Annotated in this window: 12 protein-coding genes and 1 pseudogene; 8 read left to right on the forward strand and 5 right to left on the reverse strand. The window is 48.7% G+C overall.

The genetic code is table 11. The annotated features are described in order from the left end of the window. Positions 1-77: 77 nt before the first annotated feature. Both BLP80_RS04595 and BLP80_RS04600 read right to left on the reverse strand, forming a co-directional pair. Positions 78-1,007, reverse strand: coding sequence for a DUF2490 domain-containing protein (locus tag BLP80_RS04595; RefSeq protein WP_256324951.1), 930 nt, complete (start codon positions 1,005-1,007; stop codon positions 78-80). Between the two features lie 531 nt (positions 1,008-1,538). After that, complete coding sequence (locus tag BLP80_RS04600) at positions 1,539-2,708, reverse strand: J domain-containing protein (RefSeq protein ID WP_090540588.1); 1,170 nt, start codon at positions 2,706-2,708, stop codon at positions 1,539-1,541. A gap of 291 nt (positions 2,709-2,999) precedes the next feature. On the opposite strand from BLP80_RS04600, the gene miaB reads away from it, so the two are divergent. The 7 genes from miaB to mfd all read left to right on the forward strand — a co-directional run bounded on the left by miaB (position 3,000) and on the right by mfd (position 13,378). After that, entirely contained in the window at positions 3,000-4,328 is a 1,329-nt protein-coding gene (miaB, locus tag BLP80_RS04605; protein WP_090540590.1) for a tRNA (N6-isopentenyl adenosine(37)-C2)-methylthiotransferase MiaB, read from the forward strand. Positions 4,329-4,409: 81 nt separating this feature from the next. Continuing rightward, positions 4,410-5,390: a PhoH family protein gene (locus BLP80_RS04610; protein ID WP_090540592.1), complete on the forward strand. Its 981-nt coding sequence runs from the start codon at positions 4,410-4,412 to the stop codon at positions 5,388-5,390. After that, positions 5,374-5,856, forward strand: coding sequence for an rRNA maturation RNase YbeY (gene ybeY, locus BLP80_RS04615; protein WP_090540594.1), 483 nt, complete (start codon positions 5,374-5,376; stop codon positions 5,854-5,856). Before BLP80_RS04610 ends, ybeY begins: the two co-directional genes overlap by 17 nt. Before the next feature lie 81 nt (positions 5,857-5,937). Continuing rightward, on the forward strand, positions 5,938-6,771 hold the full coding sequence (locus tag BLP80_RS04620) for an HlyC/CorC family transporter (RefSeq protein WP_090540596.1): 834 nt from the start codon (positions 5,938-5,940) through the stop codon (positions 6,769-6,771). 126 nt (positions 6,772-6,897) lie between these two features. Beyond that, positions 6,898-8,640 carry a single-stranded-DNA-specific exonuclease RecJ gene (gene recJ, locus BLP80_RS04625; protein WP_090540598.1) on the forward strand — a complete coding sequence of 581 codons (1,743 nt, stop codon included), beginning with the start codon at positions 6,898-6,900 and terminating at the stop codon, positions 8,638-8,640. Further along, on the forward strand, positions 8,637-9,911 hold the full coding sequence (locus BLP80_RS04630; protein ID WP_090540600.1) for an MgtC/SapB family protein: 1,275 nt from the start codon (positions 8,637-8,639) through the stop codon (positions 9,909-9,911). The genes recJ and BLP80_RS04630 overlap by 4 nt, the downstream gene beginning before the upstream one ends. Positions 9,912-9,922: 11 nt before the next feature. Continuing rightward, the gene (gene mfd / locus BLP80_RS04635; RefSeq protein WP_090540602.1) at positions 9,923-13,378 is read left to right on the forward strand and encodes a transcription-repair coupling factor; all 3,456 of its coding nucleotides are present in this window, start codon (positions 9,923-9,925) and stop codon (positions 13,376-13,378) included. 669 nt (positions 13,379-14,047) lie between these two features. Here the strand turns inward: mfd and BLP80_RS04645 are convergent. The 3 genes from BLP80_RS04645 to BLP80_RS04655 form a co-directional block, all read right to left on the reverse strand. Next, positions 14,048-14,395, reverse strand: a complete 348-nt coding sequence (locus BLP80_RS04645; protein WP_218120384.1) for a hypothetical protein — start codon at positions 14,393-14,395, stop codon at positions 14,048-14,050. Positions 14,396-14,868: 473 nt separating this feature from the next. After that, a complete protein-coding gene (locus BLP80_RS04650) occupies positions 14,869-15,549 on the reverse strand; it encodes a response regulator (RefSeq protein ID WP_090540609.1) in 681 nt (226 codons plus the stop codon). Further along, complete coding sequence (locus BLP80_RS04655) at positions 15,546-16,982, reverse strand: ATP-binding protein (protein ID WP_090540611.1); 1,437 nt, start codon at positions 16,980-16,982, stop codon at positions 15,546-15,548. The genes BLP80_RS04650 and BLP80_RS04655 overlap by 4 nt, the downstream gene beginning before the upstream one ends. Before the next feature lie 371 nt (positions 16,983-17,353). Between BLP80_RS04655 and BLP80_RS16580 the strand changes: the two are divergent. Further along, a pseudogene (locus BLP80_RS16580) lies at positions 17,354-17,452 on the forward strand (IS5/IS1182 family transposase); the annotation flags it as partial. Between the last annotated feature and the right edge of the window lie 564 nt (positions 17,453-18,016).

Genomic DNA, 18,016 nt, shown 5'->3' on the forward strand with positions numbered 1-18,016 from the left:
TCGGCGTATGAAAATTACTTGATATGGTCTGCCCCTATGTCTGAATGATTGAGATATAAGGGCAGATGTTTTAGTGATTAGAAATTCAGAAACAAGTTGACGCCCACAATATGCATCATTTGATCCGGGCGGGGGTTATGTGGCCTATTGATATATTGGTTCATATAACCGATTTCACCGGTGGCCATTTGATTGAACTTCCAACCTAGCCCAACAAAACCCCTGTTCTGATCAAGACCGTTGGTAATCCAGCCTTTCTGAGGCGTATTCATGGCAATAAACAATTCATCCTGTACTATAAAGCTAAGATTCGGAGAGATAAAAGGCATGGGTATGGCTAGTTTTATTAATTGGCGGAACCGATAGGCCACATCGTTTTTACCGGGATCAGGAACATCATGATCAAAAAAGCGTTGCTCAAAGCGGCTGCGCCATTGGAATCTACCAAACGAGAAATTATCGGTATAGATTAATTGTTGCCAGATCCGGTGCTCATCATAGGGGCCCTGTGCGCCTGAGATTGGCTCAGCGGTTGGTGCCCAGGCATAACCTGCCCAAATCGTAATTTTGTCATTAATGGCATAACCTATGCCTGGACGTATCAGGGATTGAGTAAATTGGGTGGAATCATTGCCAAAACGCCCCTGTCCTTCGAGCCAGAGTCTCCAGTTTTTCAAATTTTCATTACCGGTTACATTGCCTAAATTTACATTCGCCATAATTTGACCCCAGGTTTGGAAGTCAGTGTCAACATCTTCAGCTAAGGCGGGAACCGACAGCAAACTAAACGCAGTGAATACTGTAAAAAGTTTTAGTTTTTTAAACATATGTTTTTCCTTTGGTTGATAGAAGTCCTTAACTTTCTTCTTATGTATGTATTTAAAAAAAGAAAATCTACTTAAAAACTTATTACGTTGAGCAATTAGAAGAAAGATTAGGTAGCTTTTACTTGTCTTTAAGTGGGCTAATGTTACAAAGCGAAACGCTGCGGGGGCGTAGCGTACCATAAGAAATGTTAAGAAAGTGTTAAGAAAATATTAAGAAAGTGTTGAGAGAAGGTATTTTGGAGCAAAAAAAATGCCTTGACAAGCATCTTATATTGCTGACAAAAACCACTGTCAGGGTCGTATTTTTGATCGGAAGAGTTACTTTATAGCACGTAACATCTGCTTCTTTCTTAGACTGAGTAAACTGGTGAGAGGATGGGGAAAGCAAAATCAAGCTAACCGACTAGTAGACCGTTCCAGCATAACGGTTACAGAAAACGCCGTTCGGCCTGAGCCTGTCGAGGGCCGATGTCAGTTGCTTAGCGGTTTGACAGGCTCACCGCGAACGGTAATGGTTTTACTGGAACGATCCACTAGCCCGAATATTTCATAAATTCGCGTGATGATCACGCAGGATTTTGATTAATAGGGAAGTTTTGAGAGGGCGTGGTGTAGTGATTCATACACCCGGCTGAGCAAAATCTTTTTTATTAATCAAAAGACAAGTGAGGGCACGTGCCAATTTATGAAATATTCGGGTTAAGTACTATGTTACTTAAATGATTCCATCATCCAATCATCGAGGTCATCAATAAAGTTTGCTCGAGAGAGTCGCTGCTGATCTTTCAGCCAGCGTTTGAAGAACTTGTCGTCTTGGATCTGCTGCAAATCCTGCCGCATGGCGTTCAAATCCTGTTTGAGGGATGTTTCCTCCCTCTTCAGGTTGCGCTTTAGATTGGCTGTACTCAGGGTTTCGTAAGGACTGAGACCGAATTCATTGCGCACAGCGTGACGCCGATGGTGCAGTTCGTCTTCGAGTTCCTGGGCTTGTTGCTTGAGTAACAGCGTCAGTGAGGCGATTTTTTCTTCTGCCATTTTGGCGATGGATGCCGTGTCAGTAAGTTCGGTGCGCAGTTGGATCTGCAGGAGTGCAACTAAATCACGGCGATCATAAGCGGCGTTGGCTTCGCTCATTAAAGCCGTTTTGCGAGCATGTTCATCGGGGTCGTTCTCGCGATCGGGGTGCAATGCGCTGGCGAGCTGACGAAATACCTTGCGCAGAGTAATTTCTGCTTCCTGTTGCTCTGCTGCAGCTTTAAGCTGGGCAGCAGTGGGTTTTCTTTTACGTTCCCGGGTTTGCTGGCGTGTTTCTTCTCCGGCTTCAGCCTCGCGCAACCGCGCCATGCCGGCGCTAAACACATCATGCATGGTATCCAGCGGCTCATCGCCGGCCAGCGGTTCACCTAGCATGTCTTCCATCATCGCACGCATTTCCCTAATGCTGGCTTGTTCTTTTTGTGCCAGGCTTTCGGTGCTGTGCTTGTCATGCAGGATTTGCATTTCCTCGTCACCTTGAGCCGCAAGCTGTTCACAGAGATTGCACAAAATCGTGATGGCAATACTTTTTTGGGTGGGACTCAATCCTTTGCGTTGCAATCGTTCATCTAGCCACAGCACCATTTCCCGTGTGAGCGTTCGATGACGCTCATGAAGTGGCGCCAGCGTCTGGTGGTATAGCGGGCGATGCGCATCGCTGATGGTTTGTACCTCGACCAGCTGATGCTTGAGTTTTTCGATACGCTCGAGTAAGCGGTTGAAGCGCTGTTGACCCGAAGTTGGCCGGGAATTTTGTGCGGTCAGTTTTAGTGCAGTAGCTGAGTTATTTGCAGTTTGCTGAGAAGTAGCTGTTTCATCAGCAAATAAATCGGATTGGTGGGACATAGTTCTCCAATATAGTCGATTAGTGGGTGAAGGGGGTTAGAGTTCCAATCACTCCTCAGAGTGCCCGCGCAGTAGAGACACTGAAAAGATGATATGTTTCTAAGCTGCAGGAAGTCATAGAACTTCCTATCCTTTCTGAGGTCAATATATGCTTAATTTTGAGAGAGATAGAGTGCTTCCAAGCCGTTTGCAGGAGTGTCGATGATGGAATCACCGGTTCTTCCGTTATATACTTACCAGGCTTTGCAAAATAATCCATTCAATTTCCAGTTAACCTACTTGTAATATTCCGTGAGTAATAAATTATATATCAAGACTTTTGGCTGCCAGATGAACGAGTATGACTCGGATAAAATGGCGGATGTGCTTCATGCGGCAAGGGGTATGGAACTGACTGATAATCCCGATGAAGCCGATGTAATTCTGTTCAATACCTGCTCAGTCCGTGAAAAAGCTCAGGAGAAGGTTTTTCATGATCTTGGACGGGTCCGGCACCTGAAAAACACCAATCCCAATTTATTAATTGGTGTTGGTGGCTGTGTGGCCAGCCAGGAAGGGGCGGAAATTGTCAAACGCGCACCCTTTGTGGATCTGGTGTTTGGGCCGCAAACCCTGCATCGTCTACCGGAATTGATTGAGGAACGTGAATCGACAGGACGGCCGCAAGTTGATATTTCTTTTCCGGAAATCGAGAAATTCGATCATTTGCCGCCGGCACGCACCGAAGGCGTGACTGCTTTTGTTTCTATCATGGAAGGCTGCAGCAAGTACTGCAGTTTTTGTGTGGTGCCCTATACGCGCGGCGAGGAAGTGTCGCGCCCGCTCAATGATGTGCTGGTGGAAGTGGCCGGACTGGTGGTACAGGGCATCAAGGAAATCACCTTGCTTGGGCAAAACGTCAATGCCTATCGGGGTGAAATGGATGATGATGAAATCGCCGATTTTGCGCTGCTGCTCGAGTATATTCATGAGATCCCCGGCATTGAGCGTATCCGTTATACCACCTCTCATCCGAGGGAATTTACCACCCGTTTGATCGAAGCCTATGCGAAACTGCCCAAAGTGGTCAGTCATTTGCACTTACCCGTTCAATCAGGTGCGGACAGGGTTTTAGCGGCGATGAAGCGTGGTTATAGTGTGCTCGAATATAAATCGATCATACGCAGAATACGGGGGATACGTCCCGATATTTCGATCAGTTCCGATTTTATTATTGGATTTCCGGGCGAGACGGATGCGGATTTTGAAGCAACCATGAAGCTAATTGAGGACGTGAATTTTGATGAATCATTCAGTTTTATCTATAGCCCGCGGCCAGGCACGCCCGCTGCCGATCTGCCTGATGACACGCCGCATGAAATGAAATTGGCACGGCTCTATCGCCTGCAGCAAAGAATTGCTCAGCAGGCGCAGGCCATTAGTCAAGGTATGGTGGGGACAACCCAGCGTATTCTGGTAGAGGGACCATCTAAAAAGAATCCAGACGAACTCTGCGGCAGAACCGATAACAATCGCGTGGTCAACTTTGCAGGGACGCCTGATCTGGTCGGTCATTTTGCACATATCAAGATTACGGCGGCGCTGTCTCATACATTACGTGGGGAAATCATTACTGAATAGTAGCCGGTAACGGTTCATTATCACTTGCAATCTCTCGTAACCCCTGCGAGAATCAGCAGGTCGCATTTATTTAAAATAGTTTTGAAACCTAAACCTGTCGAGATCTCTTTTTCTCCGGCTGATAATCGGCGTCTTGCCAATCTCTGTGGCGCGTTAGATGAAAACCTTAAACAGATTGAAAATGCGTTGGATGTCGTGATTGCCCGCCGTGGCGAACATTTCAGTCTACGCGGTCAAGCCAATCAGACGCAGCTTGCTGCACAAGCTCTGAAGAATTTTTATAACCAGTCACAACATCATCTCAGTGTAGAACAAGTACAGCTCGGTTTGATCGAGATAGCCAATTCACATTATTCCTCGCATGCTGCTGCGGATGAAACGGCGGGTGCTGAAGTTGCCGTGCCGAAACTGCTCACGCGTCGTAGCAATTTACATGGCCGCACGCCACGTCAGGGGCAATATCTGCAGCAAATTCAGGAGCATGATATTACCTTTGGCATTGGTCCGGCGGGCACTGGAAAAACCTATTTGGCGGTCGCCAGCGCAGTCGATGCATTGGAGCGGGAGACCGTCTCGCGCATTATCTTGGTGCGCCCAGCGGTCGAAGCGGGCGAACGCCTGGGCTTCTTGCCGGGCGATATCGTGCAGAAAGTCGATCCCTATTTACGCCCACTTTATGATGCGCTGTATGATCTCATGGGGTTTGACAAAACCGGTAAGCAGTTTGAACGCAATGCTATTGAGGTCGCCCCTTTGGCCTTCATGCGCGGACGTACCTTGAATCAGTCATTCATTATTCTGGATGAAGCGCAGAATACCACGCCAGAACAAATGAAAATGTTCCTGACGCGAATTGGCTTTGGTTCCAAAGCAGTTATTACAGGCGATATTACCCAGATTGATTTACCCAAGAATCAGAAAAGTGGTCTGGTCGATGCAGACCGTGTCTTGGGAAAGATACGCGGGATTGCCTTTACCCATTTCAAAACCGAAGACGTCGTGCGCCACCCGCTGGTACAGCGCATCGTCGACGCTTACGAGCGACATGAGAAACGCCAGTAAGGCTCCCAAGCCTCCTCCCGTTACAAGTCATAAAAAAATCAAACTAGTGCTGCAATATGCCGCCGATTTTTCCGGAACACCCACCCGACCGCAGTTCCGTAAGTGGGTGAATGCTGCGTTGACGCAAAATGCGGAGATCGTATTGCGTATTGTTGATGAACATGAGGGGAAGGAGCTGAATCGCCATTTCCGTGGTAAAGACAAAGCGACCAACGTACTGACGTTCGTATACGATGAACTGCAGCCCTTGTCAGGGGATATTGTGCTGTGCGCGCCGGTTATAATCAGCGAAGCGCAACAACAACAAAAAGATCTGACTGCACATTACGCCCATCTGACAGTGCATGGCGTGTTGCACTTGCAAGGCTATGATCACGAGCATGACGCAGACGCAGCGATCATGGAGCAGCTCGAAACAGACATTGTCACTCGGCTAGGTTACGCTGATCCTTATCATGAACGATAAGATTGCAAGCGCTTTCATTCCAAATCCAGGTTTTTTAACAGCGCTATCTTGCGCATACATCTATCGATGATGAAATTTATCATGAGTAATTCCTCACCTAAGGTCAGCTGGTTTGAACATATCGGTGCCCTTCTTTTGCGCCAACCTGAAGATCGGGAACAGTTGGTGACATTGTTGCATTCTGCATATGAGCGTAATTTGCTCGATGCCGACGCACTGGCCATGATCGAAGGAGTGATGCACGTATCCGAAATGCAGGTGCGCGACATCATGGTGCCGCGCTCACAGATGGATACCATTGACATCAGTGAAAGACCTGATGAATTCATTCCGTATGTCATTGAAAAGGGGCATTCGCGTTTTCCGGTAACGGATGGCAGTAAAGATCAGGTGATTGGCATTCTGCTAGCAAAAGATTTGCTGCGCTACTATGCAGGAGAAGAGGAATTCAATGTCCGTGACATGCTCCGTCCGGCGGTATTTATTCCTGAATCCAAGCGGCTCAATATTTTGCTTAAGGATTTCCGCAGCAACCGCAATCATATCGCGATCGTGGTGGATGAGTATGGCGGCGTGGCCGGCCTGGTCACCATTGAGGATGTGCTGGAGCAAATTGTTGGAGAGATTGAAGATGAGTATGACTTTGATGAAGAGGAAGCGAATATCGTAGCCGATGCGGATGGTTATTATCGTGTCAAAGCGATTACTGAAGTCGCCAGCTTCAATGAGGCGCTGAATGCCACCTTCAGTGACGAGGATTTCGACACCATCGGCGGACTTGTTACCAGCAAATTTGGCCGGCTTCCCAAGAATGAGGAAGCAATCGTGATAGAAAATTTCAGGTTTACGGTATTGCGCGCTGATAGCCGCCGCTTGCATTTGTTAAAGGTTGAACGGGTTAAATCAGATAGTTAAGTATTTTCCAGGATGCATTTTTCAGGATGACTGGCTCGCAGTGTGATTAGCCAGGTTGGTGGGAAATACTTATCCTATTATCCGGACTTAACCTTTACGGATGCCAGATGATAAAATAGCGGGCAAATGCCCAACATCACGACCCGCTGTTTTTCTCAAGACGCTTTTGATTCGCTCAATCAATACGGTTTACCCCCCGTTTTAGCGCGTATTTATGCTGCGCGAGGCATTGAGCAACCCCGCCAGCTTGAGACTGAATTATCACTGTTGCTTCCCTTTGAGCAGTTAAACCATATTGCGCATATGGCTGCACTGCTTGCCGACGCCATCGCTAGGCAGAAACGCTTACTCGTCGTGGCGGACTATGATTCAGATGGGGCGACTGCCTGTGCCGTGGCGATCCGTGCGCTGAAAAAATTTGGTGCCATCGTGGATTATCTCGTGCCCAACCGTTTTGAATATGGCTATGGTCTGACGCCGGAAATCGTGCATCTTGCGGCCTCACGCTACGACGAGCAGCCGGATATCCTGATCACCGTAGACAATGGTATTGCAAGCGTGGAAGGTGTGCGGGAGGCCAATCATCTGGGTATGCAAGTGTTTATCACCGATCACCACCTGCCTGGAGACCAGCTGCCTGATGCGGCGGTGATCGTCAATCCCAATCAGCCTGGCTGTAATTTTCCCAGCAAGCATCTTGCTGGCGTTGGGGTTGTTTTCTACGTGATGCTTGCATTGCGGGCGGAGCTACGTAAACAGGGCGCATTCATTGCCCAAGGCAAAGAGCCTAACCTGGCGAGTCTACTCGATCTGGTTGCATTAGGGACGGTAGCGGATGTCGTCAGGCTCGATAGCAACAACCGCATTCTGGTACAGCAAGGTCTGCAGCGCATTCGTAAGGGGCGAGGATGTGCCGGCATTAATGCTTTGCTGCAAGTGGCCAAGCGTGACTATCGGCAGGTATCCACTTATGAGCTGGGTTTCATCATTGGGCCAAGACTCAATGCAGCTGGCCGACTCGATGATATGACCCTGGGAATTGAGTGCCTTATCACGGATGATGAAAGCAAGGCGAATCAACTTGCCGCTCAACTGGATGAGTTGAATCGTCAGCGGCGTGAGATCGAGACGGATATGCAACAGGATGCGCTGAGCAAGCTGGCGACCGTTATCGAGATTCAGAAATCGGCAGTCGACCCCTCTTATAGTTTATGTTTGTATGATTCGAGCTGGCACCAAGGTGTGATTGGTTTGCTTGCTTCACGGATCAAGGAAAAATTTCATCGTCCGGTGATTACTTTCGCACCAGGCAATGAAGGTGAAATCAAAGGCTCAGGGCGCTCGATTCAGGGTTTTCATTTGCGGGACGCCCTAGATCTGGTTTCTAAGCGCCATCCTGGTTTGATCCTGAAATTTGGGGGTCATGCAGCCGCTGCCGGGCTGACTGTGCATGAGCAAAATTTTGAAGATTTCCGGGCTGCTTTCGAGCAAGTTACGCAAGCACTGCTGACGCCTGCGGATTTGACCCGGGTCATAGAGACCGATGGGGAGCTGGATGATGCTGAATTAAATCTGGATCTCGCGCGCTGTCTAGCTGACTGTGTCTGGGGACAAGGTTTCCCTGAGCCCAATTTTAACGCCTGCTTTCATGTGGAGAACCAGCGTGTCGTAGGTGAAAAACATTTAAAATTAAGACTGAAGAAATTTAATTCACACCGCAGCTATGATGCGATACTGTTTTTCCAGGCGGAGTCACTGCCACCACTCATTAACGCGGTCTTTCGCGTGCAAGCCAATGAATATAAAGGAAATACTACTTTGCAATTGCTGCTTGAACATTGGTCCCCAATTGATTCGATGACGATATGAATGACGTATTCCTACCGAACGGCGAGCTCGAGCATCTCGCTGCATTTGCTACCAGTCTCGCCATTGGTCTGCTGATTGGTCTGGAGCGTCAGCGTAGCCCGGCAGCAAGAGCGGGATTACGGACATTTGCCCTGGTGGCGTTGTTTGGCACGCTCAGCGCTATGCTGTCACAAAAAGCCAGCTCACCGTGGTTGCTAGTGGGTGGGCTGCTCCTGGTGGGAATAATGACGATTGCTGCCTATTTTCGTAAGCAGGATGAATCAATTGATATCGATCCTGGCACAACCACTGTTGCGGCCATCCTGATGTGTTATGGATTGGGTGCAACTGTTTGGTTCGAAGAATCCACACTGGCGGTGATGCTCGCGATTATCACCACCATTTTGCTGTATTTTAAAACTGAGCTGCATGGTCTAACGCACAATCTTGATCGACGTGATCTGATTTCGATGCTGCAATTCGCAGTGCTTACTTTTATCGTTTTGCCGATCTTGCCCGATCAGAATTACGGTCCATATGATGCGCTCAATCCTTATCAAATCTGGCTGATGATCGTATTGATCTCCGGTATCAGCCTGACTGGCTATATCGCATTGCGCTTTATCGGTCAGCGTTATGGTGCCGTCCTGCTGGGTACATTGGGTGGCCTGGTATCCAGTACCGCAACCACCATGGTGTTTACGCGTCGTAGCCAAGATAATCCGGGTCTGGTGAAATTGGCGGTGGTCGTGATTTTGCTCGCCAATCTGACGGTTTTAATAAGGCTCGCTGTCATCAGTGCGGTCATTTCTCCGGCCATATTGCCGGAATTGTTACCGATATTAGGGACGGGCCTTTTTCTTGGACTGCTTGCTGCTGCTTTCTGGTGGCGTGACTTAAACCAGCAGGCAAAACTTTCCATACCCGAAACCAAGAACCCGGCTGAACTGACCACTGCGGCAGCCTTTGGGATACTTTACGGAATTGTGCTGCTCATGAGCGCTTGGTTATCAGATATTGCTGGGAGTAGCGGGCTTTATATTGTCGCTATCATTTCTGGTTTGACAGATGTCGATGCGATCACGCTCAGTAGTCTGCGCCTGCTTGATATGGGTAAGCTGCAGGCAATGGAAGCGGTAACCGCCATTACCCTAGCCATTATTTCAAATATTATCTTTAAGCTGGGGTTAATACTGGTTATCGGTAGTTCGTTGCTGGCCAAACATACCGCTTTAGGCATGATCATCATGGTGATCGGTTTGGGCGGCGCGCTGCTATTTTTTGGAAAATAAAGTGGTAGACCATGCATTTTAAATTTGCTTTACCTGCGCCTGGCATGTTGACGCGCCATGCTGGCTTTGACGGTTCCAGCGATACATTTGCTCTTGCGGAGCTTGCGCGCATGGTGCAATTGGCCAAGCCATTGACGATCATTACCGCCAATGCGCTGGATGCGCAAAGATTACTCGAAGAGTTGCCTTTTTTTGCACCTGAACTGAACGTACATTTGCTGCCAGATTGGGAAACGTTACCTTATGATACCTTCTCGCCTCACTTTGATCTGATATCAGAACGACTGGCGACACTCTATCAAGTCATGAATGGGAGTTGCGATGTATTAATCGTGCCTGTGACCACTGCACTGTATCGCATGCTCCCCAGGGAATTTCTGGCAGCCCACACTTTCTTTGTCAAGCAGGGCAGTACGCTCGATCTACCCGTATTCCGCGGTCAGATGACCTTGGCCGGTTATACGCATGTGGCTCAGGTATTGTCACCTGGAGAATACAGTGTGCGCGGCGGATTGGTTGATTTGTTTCCCATGGGCAGTCCGTTACCTTATCGCATGGATTTGCTCGATAACGAAATTGAATCGATCCGCACGTTCGATGTGGATACCCAACGCAGTATTTATCCAGTTAAAGAGATCAGACTGCTGCCTGCGCGTGAATTTCCATTGGATGAAGCCGGGCGCACACGTTTTCGTATTAACTTTCGCGAAAAATTTGAAGGCGACCCCTCACGCAGCCGGATTTATAAAGAAATCAGCAAAGGCGCTACCCCCGCAGGAATTGAGTATTATCTGCCGCTTTTTTTTGAGCAAACGGCCACCTTGTTCGATTACTTGCCAGAGAACAGCCTGCTATGCCTGCATCAAGACATTTATCCGGTAGTCGATAATTTCTGGCGCGAAACCCAGTCGCGCTATCAATTATTGCGCGGCGATACCGAGCGCCCGCTGCTGCCGCCCGTCGACTTGTTCCTGACCACTGATGGTTTCTTTGGCAAACTGAAGCCTTATGCGCGTATTCAAATTCAAACCAGCAAAGACCTGGCCACAGAACCCTTTACCCAACCTTTGCCAGCCGTGCGAGTGGACCGTCATGCAGGCAATCCCCTTGAGAAGCTGGCGGCATTTATCGCTGATTTTACGCTATCGGGCGGGCGCGTCCTCCTGCTCGCTGAAAGTATGGGGCGGCGCGAATTGATCGCCGAATATCTGCACGAATATGGTTTATCCCCCAAGCTCTGTAAAGATTATGCGGCGTTTCAGTCAGATACCGAACCCTTTATGCTGAGCGTCGCACCGCTGCATAACGGCTATATCCTCAATGCCAGTCGCTATGCACTGATTACTGAGAGTGAGCTTTACGCAACCCATGTGCAGGGGCGGCGTGAACGCGAGACGCGCAAGGCTTCCTCGACGGATGTCATGCTGCGCGATTTATCGGAAATCAAGCCCGGTGATCCAGTGGTGCATGAACAGCACGGCATCGGCCGCTATCTCGGGCTGGTCAATATGGATCTGGGCGAAGGGGAGCCTGGTCAAACCAGCGAGTTCCTTGCATTGGAATATGAAGGCGGCGATAAGCTGTATGTTCCTGTCTCGCAGCTGCATGTGATCGGACGCTACAGCGGGGTATCGCCTGAAGCAGCGCCCTTGCATAAACTCGGCAGTGGACAATGGGAAAAAGCCAAGCGCAAGGCGATGCAGCAGGTGCGCGATACCGCCGCTGAATTGCTGAATTTGTATGCGCAGCGTGCCGCGCGCGAAGGGCATGTTTTCAGGCTTAAACAGCACGATTATGAAGCATTTGCGGAGGGATTTGGCTTTGAAGAAACCACTGATCAGGCGGCAGCGATTCAGGCGGTCATTAACGATCTGACTTCTGGCAAGCCGATGGATCGGCTGATTTGTGGTGATGTCGGCTTTGGTAAAACCGAGGTTGCCTTGCGCGCGGCGTTCATTGCGGTGGCGGATGGTAGACAGGTGGCGGTGCTGGTTCCTACCACCTTGCTGGCGGAACAGCATTTTCAGAATTTCTCGGATCGTTTCGGCTTGATTGCCGATCAGTGGCCGGTGAAAATCGCTGAGCTATCGCGCTTTCGCTCTGCCAAGGAGCAAACCCAAGCCCTGGAAGGATTGGCCAAAGGGCAGATTGATATCATCATCGGCACACACAAGCTGATTCAGGAAAAAGTCAAATTCAAGAATCTCGGACTGGTGATCATCGATGAAGAGCACCGCTTTGGTGTGCGCCAAAAAGAGCAGCTAAAGAAACTGCGCGCTGAAGTGGATGTGCTGACACTGACGGCTACGCCGATTCCACGCACGCTCGCCATGTCACTGGAAGGGTTGCGCGATTTTTCCATCATTGCCACCGCCCCGCAAAGGCGGCTGGCGATCAAAACCTTTGTTCATCCGTTCTCAGAAGGGATTATCCGCGAAGCGTGTTTGCGGGAATTGAAACGCGGTGGCCAGATTTATTTCCTTTATAACGAGGTTAGCACTATTCAGCGCATGTATGACAAGCTGGCGCAACTTCTGCCGGAAGCGCGTATCCACATCGCCCATGGGCAGATGCGGGAAAGCGAGTTGGAGCATGTCATGCGGGATTTTTATCAGCAGCGCTTCAATCTGCTGCTTTGTACCACCATCATCGAAACCGGGATCGATATTCCCAGCGCCAACACCATTATCATGCACCGCGCGGATAAGTTCGGCTTAGCGCAACTGCACCAGTTACGTGGCAGGGTGGGGCGTTCTCACCATCAGGCCTATGCCTACCTGCTGACACCGGATGAAGAAGCGCTGGGGGCGCAAGCCAAAAAAAGACTGGAAGCAATTCAATCGATGGAGGAGCTCGGCTCAGGTTTCTACCTGGCAATGCATGATCTGGAAATCCGAGGAGCAGGGGCCGTATTGAGCGAATCACAAAGCGGTGAAATGCAGGAAGTCGGCTTCAATCTCTACAGCACCATGCTGGAGAACGCGATTAAATCGCTCAAGGCGGGGTGTGAACCCGATATACAGCATCCGCTCGGCATTGCCACCGAAATCAAGCTATATGTCCCCACTTTGCTGCCAGAAGATTACTGCAATGATATTCACGAACGCCTGGTGCTCTATAAACGCCTGGCGAATTGCACTGACGATGCGCAGCTGGATGACATGCACCGCGAATTGATCGATCGCTTCGGCTTGCTGCCCGATCCGGCCCGGGCGCTATTGGATTGCCATCGCTTGCGCATTGCCGCCAAACCGCTGGGCATCATGCGTATCGATGCCAGTGCTGACGGCATACTTATTCAATTTGCCCCCAACCCGCCTGTCGAAGCGGGCAACATCATCGCGCTTATCCAGAGTGGCCGGGAGTACAGCCTGGCCGGCCCAGACCGCCTGAAAGTCCAGGTAAAAATTCCAGATGCGGCAGAGCGTGTTAAACGCGTAAGGAAGCTGATGGATAGGCTGACGTAGGAGTAGCTTCTTCTCTCAGGAATGAATGAAAACAGCAATGGATTACTACGACAGTGTTTCCCCAAGAATATGAAATTGACTGATATTACCGAAGAACAAGTACAATGGGCGGTCGTTCGTACCAATCACCGACCTCGCAAAGTACTTGGATTTAGAACTCCTCATGAGGTATTCTTCGGATTATCGATTAGCTATACTAATCAGCCATCAAAAGTTGCGCTTCGAATTTGAATCTACGGGATTTGAGAGTGACCGCACTTTACTTTTTACTACCGATCTCCCGCGTTGGCTTTGGGAAAATTAATCCGCATTTTGAGTCTGCTCGAGCAGGAGCAGCCCACTTATTGGCTCAACCCATACTAGCCCGAATATTTCACAAATTGGCACGTGCCCTCACTTGTCTTTTGATTAATAAGCAAGATTTTGCTCAGTCGGGTGTATGAGTCACTACACCCCTCTTTCTCAAAACTTCCCTATTAATCAAAATCCTGCGTGATCATCACGCGAATTTATGGAATATTCGGGCTAGAAGCCTGCAAGTATTGGCGATTGGTTTATTCCGGAACATTCCAATCGCCAATATTTCAGTATCATGTGTGCAACCTGCAACAGTCATTATTTCGGCTACCTTCGGCTACACACTTAGTATTTACAGCATATTATGTCTGCTTAATTCTGGGAAGACTCCGATTTCCCCTGCTTTCTTTCCTGACTCTTTTCACACCACTTTTCATGACGGCGCTGTTTCATTTCTTTGAATTGGGTATTTTGCTCAGGCGTCAATATCTTTTGTAATCGCGATTCGGTTTCCTCATGAATCGCTTTGTATTTCTCGCCTTGCTCCTTGAAAAGGGCTTCGATTTTGACTTTCTGATCCTCGCTCAACTTTAGCTCCTTATCGAGCCGTTCTATTTTCTTGGCGCGATATTGCTCATGATCACCCTTTTCGCCTGAATACGCGGCTACAGTCAGAGGAAATGCCAAGGCGACTACCATACCTATAAGTTTAGCGTTCATCGTTTAGTTCTCCTGATTAAAGATTGACAATCAAGCAGCATTTCTGCTGCTCTTGGGAATAACTATAAGTAACAAATATGTAAGCAGTTTGCAGCGATTGTGGAAAAAATGTGAAAGCTAAGAGTATGACTAAATCTCAAAGCGATCGTTGCACTAGCCCGAATATTTCATAAATTCACGTGATGATCACGCAGGATTTTGATTAATAGGGAAGTTTTGAGAAAGAGGGGTGTAGTGACTCATACACCCGACTGAGCAAAATCTTGCTTATTAATCAAAAGACAAGTGAGGGCACGTGCCAATTTGTGAAATATTCGGGCTAGCTCCTTTAGGAAGTGCTGATCAATTAGTCAAACAAGATGAAGTGCAAGGCGGACGGAACACATGAAACGAGTCCTATCAGATAGACAGACAAGTTTCAGAGCATCACCTAAACAACAATCTACTCGCGCGGATGATTAATCCGCGCTCCCCTAATCGGGGTTTTGTGGATCATAACGGTATCCTGCTCCATAGACCGAATGAATCACTTCTTTTTCCGGAATCAGTTCAGCCAGTTTTTTCCTCAACTTTTTAATATGACTGTCTATCGTTCTGTCTGAAACAATCCGCTGATCCTGATAAATCAAATCCATCAACCTGGAGCGCGAAAAAATATGCCCTGGCTGCTGATACAACACATAGAGCAGTTGAAATTCAACCGCTGTTAATTCGATTTCCTGATTACCGTACTGCACTTTGAAACTTTGCGAGTAGAGCTTGAGCGCCTGCTCCGCTGAATTGATGGTTGGTGGCTGCAGCCGGCGTAATACTGCCTTGACTCGTGCGACCATTTCCCTTGGGCTGAACGGTTTACATATATAGTCATCAGCACCCATTTCCAGACCCAGCAAACGATCAATCTCTTCAATCCGTGCAGTCACGATGATGATCGGCACTTGGCTAAAACTGCGAATATCGCGACAGATATCAAGCCCATCCCTGCCCGGCACCATCAAATCCAGCAGCACCAGCTCAACCGCGTTGTCTTTCAGCCAGGGCACCACCTCCAAACCCTGGCTCAAGCAATGTGTCTGAAAGCCAGCGTGATGCAAATAATCAGCCTCCAGGCTGGCGAGTTTGGGCTCGTCTTCGACGATCAGGATACAGTTCATGGCGTAACCGGAAATGCAATACGCATCGCAAGGCCACCCAGTGGGGAGTGAGACGCTACCAGGGTTCCTTCGTGTGCCTTTACGATGTTACTGCAAATAGCCAGGCCCAGGCCTGCACCACCCAAATGCCGGTTACGCGAACCATCGACACGGTAGAATCGATCAAACAGATGCGTAATATCCTGCTCCGAAACGCCGGGGCTGCTGTCAGCCAGCTCAATCACCAGATTATCCTCAAGGCGCTCAATCATGATTTCCAGCTGGCCGCCCTGATCAGTATGATTCAGGCTATTCGTCAGTAAATTGCGGAATAATTGCGATAGTCGATCTGGATCGGCATTGATCAGCAATGGTTTGGGCAATCGATTGGTTGATATGACGCTGATCTGCTTGTTATTGAACTCAGGTATAAAGGCTGCGAGATCTTCCTGCAATAGCGGTACCGGATCGAGTAAAACTTTCCGATAACTCAAAGCACCCTGATCAGCCAAAGCCAGTTGGTAAAGATCTTCAGTTAAGCGGTTAAGTCGCATCACATCGCCCGACAACGACTTGATCGTTTCCGATGTCAGCGGACGTATCCCATCCATGATCGCTTCCAGCTCGCCGCGTAAAACAGCTAGCGGTGTGCGCAATTCATGAGAAATATCCGCCACCCACCGTCTGCGACTTTGCTCTGCCTGCTCCAGCGCTGCGGCCATATCATTGAAATTGCGCGCAAGTTGACCCATCTCATCGTTTGACTCAACCGGGAGTCTAGCCTGGTAATTACCAACCGCAAGCCTTTGCGCTGCCGCTGCGATACGTTTCAGCGGCCGCCCGAGATGATAAGCTAAAAACCAGGCGATCAACGCAGAAAGCAGAATCATCACCAAGGCAATCCAGAAAAACAAATTGGCTTGCCGTTCCATAAAATAAATATCGCTCGCCTGATTAACCGGATTTCCCGGCAAAAGCCCAAGAAAGCCCACGGTTTGATTAGCATGCTGAATCGCATGCAGGTGTAATTGGGAAAGCAACTCCTCCCGTCCAAACAGTATCGATTTGTCTGCGCTTAGCAGCATTACGCGTAATCCGAATGGAGGCCACCTTGAGTTTATTTTTTCAGGTAATGTTCTGGGCGGCCACCACTGTTCAGGTTCTTGCTGCGCCTGCTTGATGACCCATTTTGGCGGATGATGCCGATGCGGATCAGCACGCCAGAGCAATGAAATCCATTTAAGTTTATTGCCTGTCAGGGCGTCCCAACTGCGATTCTCGGCGTAGTACTCTTCCAGTACGTCGATAATTTTATCCACCCGCTCCTGCTGCCTTTTTTCAACAAATTCAGTAAATCCTTTTTCGAGCGACCAGCGGGTAAAGAAATGCATACCCAGGACCACCAATAAAGTCGTCAGCAAGAAGGTTAAAAATAATTTGATTCTGATTGACATGGATCGCTGCTCACTTTTCAAGCGTGAACAAGAAAAACTCAAAAGATGCAGAATGAAGTCATTTGGGTTAATGCTAACTTATCAAGCTAAATAGCTTTTCATTAGATCAACTCAGGTATGACATTATACGGGGATGATTGTCCCGACTGATTGTGCAAAAAATATGAATTTCCCTAACTTGCGCACTTGGCAGCTGTTTGGAAATTCAGCGCGCTGTCGATAATGTGGTACTTTTATGTTGTTAACATATACTATTTTATGAATCAACAAAGAGCGTAAGAAGCGTTATCCGAGTAATCCAAGCGCTGGGGCGGGGCATTACTTGAAACCACACTTGCCTGTATCGGCAGTGGGAAGACCGAGAAAAATGCGGACGCCACAAGCACCCGGCGGCAAGTTGTCTGAACAGTCAAAGCGTCAAATGGACTGCGGTTCCTGGGCAACGTGGTTATGATGCTGGCAAGAGGGTTAACCCGAATATTGCATAAATTCACGTGATGATCACGCAGGATTTTGATTAACAGGGAAGTTTTGAGAAAGAGGGGTGTAGTGACTCATACACCCGACTGAGCAAAATCTTTCTTATTAATCAAAAGACAAGTGAGGGCACGTGCCAATTTATGAAATATTCGGGTTAATGGTCGTAAACCCTATTCTGGTAGACACACCGGGTTACTGTTGACGGTTGTAGTAACCATTGCCAGCGTGCGAGGCCGTGATGGTGCTTGCTTACTGTTGCGTCATCTGCCGGTTAGGTTAGCCTGGGTTTACATCGCCATGCCCCGTGTTATGTTGAGGCACTAGTACTCAGTCATTCTTGAAATGTCGGCTAAAGCTCCCCATACTCTCGAGCTTCAACGTAGAATGGAAGTGGGCCAATGGCAAAGAAATACATGGTGAGGCTAACCGAAGAAGAACAAGCTTATTTAGAAAGTTTGGTGCACAAAGGAAAAGTGGCGGCGTACAAAAGGCTTCATGCCCAGATCTTGCTTAAGGCGGATGAGAACGCTTTAGGTGAATCGTGGCAAGATAGC

It is taken from the genome of Nitrosomonas sp. Nm132, from assembly GCF_900100485.1.
Classification (GTDB): Bacteria; Pseudomonadota; Gammaproteobacteria; order Burkholderiales; family Nitrosomonadaceae; genus Nitrosomonas.